Origin of the sequence: Sulfurimonas marina (genome assembly GCF_014905095.1) — a bacterium.
Classification (GTDB): Bacteria; Campylobacterota; Campylobacteria; order Campylobacterales; family Sulfurimonadaceae; genus Sulfurimonas; species Sulfurimonas marina.
In genome coordinates this window covers 2,051,822-2,064,491 of record NZ_CP041165.1, presented here as the reverse complement: position 1 = coordinate 2,064,491, position 12,670 = coordinate 2,051,822, and the positions used below count along the sequence as shown (strand labels likewise).

The 12,670-nt window shown below is 35.3% G+C and carries 11 protein-coding genes and 1 pseudogene; 9 read left to right on the top strand and 3 right to left on the bottom strand.

Annotated elements, in window-relative coordinates; translation table 11 throughout:
- Window positions 1-24: 24 nt before the first annotated feature.
- A complete protein-coding gene (locus FJR03_RS10510; protein WP_193113461.1) occupies window positions 25-2,154 on the top strand; it encodes a methyl-accepting chemotaxis protein in 2,130 nt (709 codons plus the stop codon).
- A gap of 30 nt (window positions 2,155-2,184) precedes the next feature.
- On the opposite strand, the pseudogene FJR03_RS11905 reads toward FJR03_RS10510, so the two are convergent.
- Together FJR03_RS11905 and FJR03_RS10500 are read right to left on the bottom strand one after the other, a co-directional pair.
- A pseudogene (locus FJR03_RS11905) lies at window positions 2,185-2,889 on the bottom strand (methyl-accepting chemotaxis protein); the annotation flags it as partial.
- A gap of 738 nt (window positions 2,890-3,627) precedes the next feature.
- Window positions 3,628-4,956 (bottom strand): MFS transporter, encoded by a 1,329-nt coding sequence (locus FJR03_RS10500; RefSeq protein WP_193113459.1) that lies wholly within the window; start codon window positions 4,954-4,956, stop codon window positions 3,628-3,630.
- A gap of 65 nt (window positions 4,957-5,021) precedes the next feature.
- On the opposite strand from FJR03_RS10500, the gene rdgB reads away from it, so the two are divergent.
- Complete coding sequence (gene rdgB / locus FJR03_RS10495) at window positions 5,022-5,609, top strand: RdgB/HAM1 family non-canonical purine NTP pyrophosphatase (RefSeq protein WP_193113458.1); 588 nt, start codon at window positions 5,022-5,024, stop codon at window positions 5,607-5,609.
- Between the two features lie 122 nt (window positions 5,610-5,731).
- Here the strand turns inward: rdgB and FJR03_RS10490 are convergent, their stop codons facing one another.
- Window positions 5,732-6,499: an undecaprenyl-diphosphate phosphatase gene (locus tag FJR03_RS10490; protein ID WP_193113457.1), complete on the bottom strand. Its 768-nt coding sequence runs from the start codon at window positions 6,497-6,499 to the stop codon at window positions 5,732-5,734.
- Window positions 6,500-6,595: 96 nt separating this feature from the next.
- On the opposite strand from FJR03_RS10490, the gene FJR03_RS10485 reads away from it, so the two are divergent.
- The 7 genes from FJR03_RS10485 to carA all read left to right on the top strand — a co-directional run bounded on the left by FJR03_RS10485 (window position 6,596) and on the right by carA (window position 12,511).
- A complete protein-coding gene (locus FJR03_RS10485; RefSeq protein WP_193113456.1) occupies window positions 6,596-7,708 on the top strand; it encodes a pyridoxal-phosphate-dependent aminotransferase family protein in 1,113 nt (370 codons plus the stop codon).
- Window positions 7,708-8,562 (top strand): ATP phosphoribosyltransferase regulatory subunit, encoded by an 855-nt coding sequence (locus tag FJR03_RS10480; protein ID WP_193113455.1) that lies wholly within the window; start codon window positions 7,708-7,710, stop codon window positions 8,560-8,562. The genes FJR03_RS10485 and FJR03_RS10480 overlap by 1 nt, the downstream gene beginning before the upstream one ends.
- The gene (locus tag FJR03_RS10475; protein ID WP_193114809.1) at window positions 8,559-9,812 is read left to right on the top strand and encodes an adenylosuccinate synthase; all 1,254 of its coding nucleotides are present in this window, start codon (window positions 8,559-8,561) and stop codon (window positions 9,810-9,812) included. The genes FJR03_RS10480 and FJR03_RS10475 overlap by 4 nt, the downstream gene beginning before the upstream one ends.
- A 10-nt stretch (window positions 9,813-9,822) precedes the next feature.
- Window positions 9,823-10,248, top strand: a complete 426-nt coding sequence (locus tag FJR03_RS10470; protein ID WP_193113454.1) for a flagellar export protein FliJ — start codon at window positions 9,823-9,825, stop codon at window positions 10,246-10,248.
- Window positions 10,248-10,757 (top strand): MotE family protein, encoded by a 510-nt coding sequence (locus tag FJR03_RS10465; protein WP_193113453.1) that lies wholly within the window; start codon window positions 10,248-10,250, stop codon window positions 10,755-10,757. The genes FJR03_RS10470 and FJR03_RS10465 overlap by 1 nt, the downstream gene beginning before the upstream one ends.
- A gap of 62 nt (window positions 10,758-10,819) precedes the next feature.
- A complete protein-coding gene (locus tag FJR03_RS10460; RefSeq protein ID WP_193113452.1) occupies window positions 10,820-11,371 on the top strand; it encodes a DUF507 family protein in 552 nt (183 codons plus the stop codon).
- Between the two features lie 3 nt (window positions 11,372-11,374).
- A complete protein-coding gene (gene carA, locus FJR03_RS10455; protein ID WP_193113451.1) occupies window positions 11,375-12,511 on the top strand; it encodes a glutamine-hydrolyzing carbamoyl-phosphate synthase small subunit in 1,137 nt (378 codons plus the stop codon).
- The last annotated feature ends 159 nt before the right edge of the window (window positions 12,512-12,670 follow it).

Genomic DNA, 12,670 nt, shown 5'->3' with positions numbered 1-12,670 from the left:
CATAATGTGTAAGGAGATTTAATTATGATTAATATAAAGTCATGGTCAATCAGTAAAAAGATACATATTCCACTTATTTTTTCTATGTTTGTCGGAACAATGATTATCATTGTAAATTTTTTTTATTCTATGGCAGATTTAGAAAAAGATGTGTACAGTAATGAATCAAAGGCATTAAGAACTCTTTTTGATGAGGCACTTGATACAAAAAAAGATATTGGAATTACCAATGCCATTAACATTTCTCAAAACTATAGTGTTGTTAAAGCTTTAGAAAACAATGATAGAACAATAGCAATACGAGGTTTAGAAGATTTTTCTAAAGAGTTTAAAAAAAATACAAACTATAAAAATATTAAAGTACATGTACATGATGCAAATTTACATAGTTTTTTACGTTCATGGAAGCCTGAAAAGTATGGTGATGATCTAAGTGGTTTTAGAGAGACTATAAAAAGTGTTAAAGCAAAAAAAGAGCCTCTTGTAGCTATAGAACTAGGGCGTGCAGGGCTTGTGCTACGTGGGTTATCTCCAATTATAAACGGTGAAAAATATTTAGGTTCTGTAGAGTTTATGCAGGGTTTAAATTCTATTGTACGTTCTGCAAAGAAAAATTATGGTTACGATATAGCAATCGTGATGAAAAATGAGTACCTTTCAGTTGCAAGCTCTTTAAAAAATGCAAAAAAAGTTGGAGACTATACACTCGCTGTAAATGAGAAAAATATTGATCCTGCATACCTTTTAGATCTGGAAAATGTTGATCTTACGGGAGATGAAGCATTTACAATTACTGAAAATTACTTTGTAATCTCAAAACCGATTCAGGATTTTTCCGGAAATACAGTCGCATACGCTTTGATTGGTGAGAATGTAGCAAATGTAAATAAGGTGATTTCACAGTCTAAAGATTCTTTATTGAGACAAGTCTATATTATTTTAGTTATTGATATTTTAATTTTACTCTTTTTAATAATGGTGATCAAAAGATCTGTTACAGACCCTATAAAGCATTTAGATGTTGTAGCGAGTGAATTGGCACAAGGTGATGCTGACTTTTCAAAACGTTTACCGGTAAACAGCAGTGATGAGCTTGGACATGCAAGTCAAAGTTTTAATGCTTTTATTGATAAAGTTGAGAAACTGGCAGAAGAAGCGCAAATGAAAGCACAAGAAGCTGATCATAAAGCGCAAGAGGTTATAGAAATTATGGATAAAAGTCAACTCAATGTTGATTTAGCTCACAAAATGATTAAAGGCTCTGTAGATAATTCAAACAATTTACGAACGAGCTTACAAAACAACATAGGTGCAATTAAAGAGGTAAATACTCTTAATGATGATAATTCGGAAGTTATCGCAGATGTGACATCAACAACTGATGAAGTTATAGATACGATTGCAAATATTACAGAGATGATTGGGCATACAAGGGAATCGTCTGAGCAGTTGACCACAAATGTTCAAGAGATTTCGGCTGTAACGGCTCTTATTAAAGATATTTCAGACCAAACAAACTTACTTGCACTTAATGCAGCAATTGAAGCTGCACGTGCAGGGGAACATGGTCGTGGTTTTGCAGTTGTAGCCGACGAGGTTAGAAAACTTGCAGAACGTACTCAAAAAGCAACGGCGGAGGTTGAAGTAAATATCAATATCCTTAAACAAAATTCTGTAACTATGGAAGAGAACAGTGAGAAGATTCAAGGGTATGCAGATTCGTCACAGGAAAAACTAGACCAGTTTAGAGATATCCTGGCAAAACTGATAGAGAATGCAAATACTATTAAAGATGAAAACAATATTGTTGAACAAGAGCTGCTGCTTAGTTCAATGAAACTTGATCATATCATTGTGAAAAATAACGGATATGACGCTATTTTTCAACGTAAACCTTCAGATTCTATAACAGATCACACTATGTGTAATTTAGGAAAATGGTATGGTAATGAGGGAAAAAATACATTTGGAAAAAATAAAAACTTTATTCAGATAGAGCAACCGCACCGTGCAATTCACGAAAATATTAAAGAGGTTATGAACCTACTTAAAGATAAAGATGTGGATAATGAAAAAGTTAAAAAGCTATTTGCAGAGATGGAAGGTGCTTCTTCTGAATTGTTTAAACTTCTAGATACGCTTCACAGAGGATAAACAGAGCCTACTAGCTCTGTTTGCATATTGTTATTGCTGAAGATTTTTATCGAGCATCTCTTCCATTAGCTTATATAGTTTCGCACTATTATCTTCTATATTTTTAAAGTTTTCAATAACTTCATCTTTATTTTCAAGTACTTTATTGTCAGGATATACATACGATATATTTTTATCAACCAAGCGGTGAATCTCTTTATGTGGGATATCGATAGCACGATATGAATCAGTGTGCCCAAATTTTTCTTGTGCAAATCCCTGATACCACTTACCAAGTGAACAAGATGTCGGTGAAGGAAACTCTGCTTTTCTTTCTCTTCTAAATACAGAAGAGTAAGCGTTTGATTTATATATAGTATGATCTATTTTAGCAAGAATAACATAAACCATGCTCTCCAAGTTAGATGCATATGTAGAGGCAGTTTTTGCATCATTTTTAAAGCCGTTAAGAATAGATGTAAAGTTATCGATAGTTTCACTTGATACTTTCGTTGTCTCTATCATAGAAGTTGAACCCTCTTGGAGGTCTGAAGCATCTTGTTGGAACGTTTGAATAGATATAGATATCTCACTTGTAGCTTTTTGTGTACGTTCAGCCAGTTGACGTACTTCATCAGCTACAACTGCAAATCCACGACCATGTTCACCTGCACGTGCAGCTTCAATCGCAGCATTAAGTGCAAGAAGGTTTGTTTGATCTGCAATATCTTTAATAAGGTCAACTATAGAGTTGATATCTGAAGTTTTTTGATTGAGTTCATCTATCTTTTGTGATGAATCATGAACACCTTGTATCAAGCTGTGAAGATTGTTACTTACATCATTTATAGCTACATTGCTCGCTTCAACAGAGTCTTCTGTAAGCTTACTTACTTCTACAATCTTGTCAAGACTTTGAAGTGATTTGGATAAGTCACCTTGAAGTAAAACCAACTCACCTACAACACCTTGACCTATATTTGAGATATGGGCATTGAGCTCTGAGTTCTCAATGTGAGTAGTATCGGCTTTCATATTTGCAATTGCTTGATTTGTAATATTGACATTTTCAAGAAATTGCCCTTTGAAGTTTTGTTCATCTATATGCGGATAAGATGCTTTTGAACTTGCTTGGGTAATAGATGCCGATACAGAAGTTACAAACAGGTTAAGTTGTTTAGAAAGGGAGTTGAATTTTTTACGTAACTCTTCAAGTTCCCCACCATCGTTATAATCTTCAATATTTTTGTTTAGTACCCCAGATTCAGTATCTGACATGGCACTACTGAAGAGTCTTATGTTTGACTGGACTTTTCTTATATTGATAAACATAAACCACGCTAGAGCAAAGTTTGCTATGTTGACAACGCGTAGTACATCAAAACCATAATGATAGATCTCTATTACCAGTGCAACGGTAAAAATTGCAAGAGAGATTATATTGGCATATTGAATTTTTGTTAACGATGAGACATTGGGCATCTTGATCCTTTTTTAGTTATTTGATATTTTTGCTTTTAAATCATCTTCACTTAGCTGTTCTTGGTGATACTTCACAACTACTACTTTTTCTGTTTCATTTATAAACCATTCAGCGATATGTTCACTCTCTAAACTTTCCAGTTTATCAAAGTCCACTTCATTTTCAGGTGTGATAAGGTGAGAATATTTAATAGGGTTTTTCATTTTAATCATAGTGAAAAGAAACCATACAAGACCGATAGCCCCAATTGTCATCCCTAGAGTCTCGCGAGAACTTACATCCAGGTAAAGTCCTGCAAACGTACCGCCGATAAATGTCATAAAATATGCAGCCGAGTTAGAGATACCAAGTGCTGCACCCTTTTGGTGTACTTTTGCAAATTTTGAGATCATTGACTGAACTAAAGGTTCCATCATATTAAATGCTATAAAGAACATAATAACAGCAGCTACAAAAACAGAGCTTGAAGTTGTAAGTCCCATCATTAAAAATGAAGCTGTAAAAAGAACGATACTTACCATAAAGATCTGTTTAGGAATATTTCTCTTTTCCCCAAAAACAGCAGCAGGCCCCATTGCTAAAATACCTGCGATCATTGCCGGAACATATACCATCCAAAGCTCACTCTTCTCCCAATTAAAACCATACTCAGGCTTTGTTAAAAATACAGGGATAATAACAAACGCAGCAGTCATTAGACCTTTTTGCATAGCATTGATAATGATCATACCAAGAAGGTTCGGATCTTTTATAATATCTGCTGTTTTTGCATCTTTGTGGTAGATGTGCTTGATCTTCGGAGGTGTCGGTACCTTTGTAAATAAGATTACGATCGAGATAACAGCTAAAACGGCAGTTATTAAAAAGATTGTGTCGATTCCGAAACTTGATGCAAGAACTGGTCCAAGAGCCATAGCAGCAGCAAAACTCATAGCGATAAATCCACCCATGATAGCCATGGCATGCCCGCGAGTTTTCTCCTCTACAAGGTCAGCAATCATCGCAGTAACAACAGCACCGATAGCACCTGCACCTTGTAAGAAACGTCCAAGCATAAGCATATAGATATCATCTGAATATGCACAGATAAGTGAACCGATTAAAAAGATAAGCAGACCAAAAAGAATAGTTGGCTTTCTTCCTATCTTGTCACTCATAGAACCAAACGGTACTTGAAAAATAGCCTGTGTTAAAGCGTAACCCCCAACAATAACACCAACTAAAAACGGAGTAGCACCTTCTAAATCAAGTGCATAAACAGAAAGTACGGGAAGTACTAAAAATAACCCTAGAAATCTTAAGAATAAGATTGATGAAAGCGGTAAGACTTTTTTAAACATTCTTGAAACCCTTTATAGTATAATTCTGCAATTATAGTTATTATTTATAAACGTAAGGAAAAGATTTGAAACTAGTATTGGCAACATCGAATAAAGGGAAAGTAAGAGAGATAAGAGAGTTATGTAAAGCTTACGAAGTTGTTCCTTATACAGATCTAATAGAGGCGTTTGAGATCGTTGAAGATGCAGATACGTTTAAAGACAATGCACTTATAAAAGCAAGAGCGGTATATGAGGCTTTAGGTGATGAAGATGTAGTTGTGATCGCAGATGACAGCGGCATTAGCGTAGATGTACTGGGCGGTGCCCCTGGTATCTACAGTGCGAGATATGCAGGTGAAAATGCAAGTGATAAAGAGAACCTTTATAAACTGATCGAGGATATTAAGGCAAAGGGTGTAACATCATCACCTGCTCACTATACGGCTGCGATTGCAATCGTGACGAAAAACAAAGAAAAAACCGTGCATGGCTGGATGTATGGAACTGCAATAACTGAAGCAATAGGTGACGGCGGTTTTGGATACGATCCTATGTTTATACCTGAAGGGTTTGATAAAACTTTGGGGCAGTTAGATGATGATATAAAAAAAGAGTTGTCTCATCGCTCTAAAGCATTAAGACTAGCGAGAGTAGTGTTGCAAACTTTATAAAAATCTGCAACCTACTTTTTGAAAAGATTTTTCTATTTTTTCTAATAATGAATGTAAACGAGCGTTACATTTTTTAAGTCTTTGCATAAGATCCTCCTATGTATATCAGAGAATCAGCAAAATTAGTTCCAAAGCAGTAAAACAACTCCAAAAATAATTCTATAGACTCCAAATGCTACGAAGGTAAAACGTTCTAAAAACTTTAAAAAGAGTTTGATTGTAAGATAAGCTACAAAAAAAGAAACTACAAACCCGACAGCCAAAACTTCCAGATTTTCCGATGAAAACTCATGATAGTGTTTAAGCAGATCATAAAAAGTTACTGCACTCATAACCGGAAATGCAAGCAAAAAACTAAACTCAGCCGAAGCTTTGCGGCTAAGACCTACAAGCAAAGCACCTATGATTGTAGAACCGGCACGGCTTGTTCCGGGAATAAGTGCAAATACCTGAGCTACTCCGATCCACATCGCTTTTTTAAGAGGTACTTTTTCCACATCTTCTATAAGGTTTGTCTCTTGAGGTATGTAAAATTTCTCAACTATTAAGAAGATAATACCGCCGATAATAAACATTGTTGCTACGACATTTACACTAAAGAGCTCTTTGATCTGGTGGGAAAAAAGAAATCCTACCGTTCCGATAGGGATAAATGCTAAAAACACTTTTGTCCAAAGATCTATTTTTTTAATTGTAAATTTTTCTTTATAGTTGAAAACAACTGCGAGAATTGCGGCAAATTGAATGATCACTTCGTATGCTTTTGTAACATTTGTCTGATCGATTCCAAGAAGGTCACTGGCAACTATAAGATGCCCTGTTGAGGAGATAGGTAAAAACTCCGTGAACCCCTCTATAATACCCATTATTATTGATTGAAATATATCCATGACCGTAATTCTATCATAGACTAATTATAATTTTAAACTTATTTGGATATAATTCGAGGTTTTATTTGTAAACACTCAAAATGTAGGAAAATATATATGTTACTTTTTACACCTGGACCGACTCCGGTACCACAAAATGTTAGAAATGCTATGGCTGAGGAGACAATCCATCACCGTACACCTGAGTTTGAAGCTATTTTTGAAAAAACTCGTAAACATCTTTTTAACTTATTTAAAACTGATGAGGTTGTAATGATCTCTTCAAGTGGTACAGGTGTTATGGAAGCTGCAGTTATCAACCTGTGTCATAACACTTTACTTAACGTAAACTCTGGAAAATTCGGTGAGCGTTTTGGAAAGATTGCCGTTGCTCACGGTTTAAAGCAAGTTGAGATTAAAAACGAATGGGATACACCTGTAAGTGTTGACGCTATCGTTGAAGCAATCAAGCAAAATCCTGATATTGATGCAATCGCAGTACAAATCAGTGAATCTGCAGGTGGTCTTCGTCATCCTGTTGAAGAATTAGCTGCTGCTGTGAAAGCTGTAAATCCAAACATTATGATTATTGCAGACGGTATTACTGCTGTAGGTGTTGAGCCGATTGACGTAACAAATATCGATGCTATTTTAGCGGGAAGCCAAAAAGCATTAATGCTTCCTCCTGGACTTGCTATTATTGGTCTTTCAAACGCTGCAATTGAGAAAATTGGAAGCGGTAAAGGATACTACCTAAATTTAGCAAGCGAGATTAAAAAACAACGTGAAAATACGACTGCTTATACAGCTGCTACAACTTTAATCATCGGTCTTTTAAAGATTTTAGAGATGATTGAAGAAGAGGGTGGTATTGAAGCACTTTATGAAAAAACTGCTGTTCGCGCTGAAGCTGTAAAAGCTGCAATGGAAGCACTTGGATTGCATGTATATCCAAAATCACCGGCGAAGTCTATGACTACGATCGATGATGAAAACGCAAACGAAATTAGAAATATTCTGAAAAAAGAGATGCAAGTAAATGTTGCGGGTGGACAAGATCACCTTAAAGGTAAAATCTTTAGAATTAACCAAATGGGGCTTATTAATGATTACGAGATGAGCTGGGTTGTTAATGCAGTAGAACTAGCACTTGACAAACTAGGTCGTCGTAAATACGATGGAACGGCAAACAAAATTTTTAACGAAGTAACATTTAAGCTAGGTAAGTAATGATTTTAGAACACGAGATACCAAACGGTTCAAAGCTTTATTTTGGTCAATCTGCAAAGATAAAACGTCATATCGAAAAAGTAGCGAGTGACATTTTAGATGCAAAAGAGTATGAAGAGATAGTTACACCTGTTTTTTCATATCATCAGCATCAGTCGATCGCAGATGAGAGAGAACTGATTCGTCTTAATGATGAAAAAAACAATGCACTTTCTCTTCGTGCCGATTCAACTATTGATGTTGTACGTATTATTGAGAAAAGACTTGGGAGCAATACGACTCAGAAGAAATGGTTTTACATTCAACCTGTATTTACATACCCTACAACTGAGCAGTATCAGGTGGGTGTTGAGTATATGGGTGAGAAAAATCTTGCTTCAGTACTCAATATTGCAACAGAGATTTTTGAAAAGCTGGAAGTAAAACCGCTTGTACAGATCTCAAATATGAAAATTGCCAAAATAATCAATGGAATGTTTGATGAACTATCTATAGATGACTTCAGACATATCAATATAGATAAGTTCTTATCGCTTGGTGTTGAGTGGTTAAATAAATTAGTGTACTTACAACATGTAGAGCAGATCGATGAAGTGATTGAAATCGTTCCTGAGCCAATTAAAGTGGAACTCGAAAAGATGAAAGCACTTTGTAAAGATATGCAATATGCACATACAGTGTTAGCACCGATGTACTATGCGAAAATGCTTTATTATGATGAACTGTTCTTTAGAGCAATCGTAAATAATGAAGTGTATGCTCGTGGTGGAAGATATAAAAATGAAGATCTGACTTCTGTAGGTTTTGCAATCTATACAGATACAATTTGTGAAGAATTAAGTAAAGGGAAATAATGAAAGCTGATGTTATTGTAGGAATACAATGGGGAGATGAAGGAAAAGGGAAGATAGTTGATAAACTTGCTCTTGAATACGATATGGTATGTAGAAGTCAAGGTGGTCATAATGCCGGTCATACTATCTGGGTTGACGGTGTAAAATATGCACTTCACCTTATTCCATCTGGTGTACTAAATCCGAAAGCTATTAATGTAGTTGGTAACGGTGTAGTACTTTCTCCTGAGTCTATTATCAAAGAGATGGAGCAATTTGAGAATTTGGAAGGGCGTCTGTTTATCTCTGATAAAGCACATCTGAACCTTTCATACCATGCTTTAATTGATCAAGCAAAAGAGCGTCTTAAAGGTGATAAAGCGATCGGTACTACTGGAAAAGGGATCGGGCCATCTTACTCTGACAAGATCAACCGCATCGGTCACCGTGTTGGTGAACTGCTTAACCCTGAAGCATTATGTACAAAAATTTTAGACTATTTTGAGCAAAATAAACCTATTTTCGATGTTATGGACGTTAAAGCTCCAGCTCGTGCAGAGCTTTTAGCTGAACTAAACGGTTTTAAAGAGAATTTAGCACCATTTATTACAGATACTACACAGATGGTATGGAAAGCACTTGATGAAGAGAATAAAAGAGTTCTATTAGAGGGTGCTCAAGGAACTATGCTTGACATTGATCACGGTACATATCCATATGTAACTTCAAGTTCAACTGTAAGTGCGGGTGCATGTACAGGTCTTGGGATCAATCCCAAAGATATCGGTAAAGTAACTGGTATCGTAAAAGCTTATTGTACACGTGTAGGAAACGGACCGTTCCCATCTGAAGATTTAGGTGATGATGGAAAACGTCTTGGTGAGCAAGGGCATGAGTTTGGAACAACAACAGGTCGTGCAAGACGTTGTGGTTGGTTTGATGCAGTTGCAACAAGATACGCTTCACGTTTAAACGGCTGTGATGAATTAGCACTTATGAAGCTTGATGTACTTGACGGTTTCGATGAAGTAAAAGTGTGTGTAGCATACGAATATAATGGAAAAGAGATCGACTATGTTCCTGGAGATCTTGAAAACGTAACACCAATCTATAAAACATTTACAGGCTGGAGTAACTCTGTAGGTGCTAGAAAATTTGAAGACCTGCCGGCTTCTGCTCAAGAGTATGTAAAAGTGATCGAAGAGGTTACAAAAACAAAAGTTGGTATAATATCGACATCACCGGAAAGAGATGATACAATAATCTTATAAGGAATTTGCTATGCGGACACGATACAGCTCTTTAGTTAGTGTGAAAAAAAACATTATGCAAAAGAGTGAACGTGTTCTTCAAGCAAAAAATGCTGCACTTCACAATGCCAAAGAAGCATTACAAAACTCTTTGGATGCACTTAACGAAATACAACCCCCTCAAAATGGAATTATTGCCGATTTTCTTTCAAATAGAGCACTTTTAGATTCAGGTCGTTCTGTAATTCATCACAATGAAGGATGGGTGGTTTTTGCCCAAAGAGAGGTAGAAGAGGCGAAAGAACAACTTAAACGTGATATGATAGAATATGAAAAATATCAATATCTGGAGCTTCAAGAGATAGAAGCTATCAAGAAAAAAGAGAAAATTAAAGAAGCTAAAGAGTTAGATGAGGTGGCGCTCATGACATTTATGAAAAAAGAAAGGTCAGCATAGTGAGATTTTTATTAGTTTTATCGATCTGTTATACATTTATTTTTGGACTTGAAACAAGTGACAGACTTTTTGAATGTACAGAGATATTTAAACAAAGAAAAAGTGAACTCCTTGTTGAACTAGAACGTATCGATGAACAAAAACAAGCTCTCCAATCTCTCAAAACGGCAACAGAAGCATTATTAAAAGAGAAAGAAACAAAACTGAATCAACAAGAAGAGGAAGTGAACAACAGACTTGATGAGATCAAAAAAAGAGAAGAAAACATAAAAACAATGCTCGATCGTAACGAGAAAGCATTAGCTGAATTAAAATCTATAAAACTGGGAAAAGTTTCCCAAACATTTGCAAAAATGAAACCTGCTGCTGCTGCAAATATCTTGTCAGATATGCAAAAGAGTGAAGCGGTAAAAATCCTGCAATCTTTAAAACCTCAAATTCTTGGAAAAATACTTAGTAAAATGGAAGCAAAAAAAGCTTCGGAATTAACACAACTTTTAGCCGAATAATCAAATTTTTACCTAACTTATTGTAAAATTTCTAAATTTATTAAAATAAGTAGGTCATTCATATGAAAATATCACTAAAAACTATCCCCCATATATCGAATAAAATAGCAATTGATCTAAATAGAAGTGGTGTTGTGACTATGACTAAAGGACTTGAAGCTGTAGCGAACGAAGCTCAAAAAGTGTTTGAAACAAATGTGAAACAAGAGATGGCACTTGAAGAGAAAGTGAATGAGATGATCGACGCTAACGAGGAAGAGATTGAGTTCATGTTAGCAGATGAGCGTCAACTCTTTTTCATGATCAAGAAAAAACTTGCACCTGAATTTGGTGTTATTTTAGATTATGATGAAAGATTTTCAGATATTTCACATAAGATTTTAGATGAACTTTATGAAGAGGATCTAATCCATTTTGATGTATCGGAAAATCGTATAAAAAATATAATTTACAACTCAATCACATCGTTTATTGCAGATACGTCAGAGATTCAAGATGCAGTAATGGATAAGATTCGTTCATATAAACGTAAATTTATCCCGGGGACTGATGAGTTTGAGATTTTATATGAAAAACTTTACAAAGAAGAACTTTTAAAAAGAGGTATGGAGTAAAAAATGGCAGAATTAAAAAAAGTATATATCTATCTTGAGAACGGAACATACCTTGAAGCAAAGAGTTTCGGTGCTTCAAAAACAGAAGTAGGTGAGATTGTATTCAATACTTCTATGACAGGATATCAAGAGATCATGTCTGACCCTTCATACGCAGGTCAGTTTGTGACATTTACAATGCCTGAGATTGGAAACGTTGGTGTTAACGATCAAGATATGGAAAGTTTAAAAGCTCATGCAAAAGGGATGTTAGTACGTAAGTATCAGCCAAGATATTCTAACTTCCGTGCTGAAGATTCTCTCTCAAATTTCTTAGAAAAACACAATGTTATGGGAATCTGTGATATCGATACAAGATATTTAACAAAAATGTTAAGAGCTGAGGGTGCAATGATGATGATTGCATCTACTGAAATTAGCGATAAAGATGAGCTGAAAAAAGTTTTAGAGAACTCTCCTCGTATCGAAGATGTAAACTATATTGAGCAGGTAAGTACAAAAGAAGCGTATCAACACACTACAAGTACTTATGCCGCTAGAGAGTTTAAATACGATGATGCACCGCAAGAGCAAGCAAAAATTGCTGTTATTGACTTCGGTGTAAAAAGAAACATTCTAAACGAGATTGTTTCAGCAGGTATCGGTGTTGAAGTTATCCCTAACGATTTTATAGCAGAAGATCTAATTGAAAAATATAACTCTAAACTTATTGACGGTGTGTTCTTATCAAACGGACCTGGAGATCCTCTAGTACTGAAAAAAGAGCAGGAACAAATCAAAAAACTGATTGCTGCTAAAGTTCCAATGTTTGGTATCTGTTTAGGGCATCAGCTTCTATCTATTTCACATGGATATGATACATTTAAGCTTAAGTTTGGTCACCATGGCGGTAACCATCCTGTGAAAAATGAAAAAACTGGTTTTGTTGAGATTACGGCACAGAACCATAATTACAATGTCCCTGATAACATTACTGAGATTGCAGAGGTTACACATACAAACCTTTTTGATGGAACTATTGAAGGTCTAAAATATAAAGATGAGCCAATCTTCTCTGTACAGCATCACCCGGAGTCTAGTCCTGGGCCAAAAGAGAGCCGTTACATCTTCTCAGAATTTCTTTCACTCATTAAAAGATAAGTTTTATTAAAAAAACTTATCTCCCCTCTAAAAATTAATTATAGCTTAATCATTTATAAAATTTCTAAAGTAAACAAAAAGTTAATAAATTGTTACAAAAATGTTAACTTTAAGATAATTTAAACATTTGTATTGTTAATATACATGTGTTAATTGGCT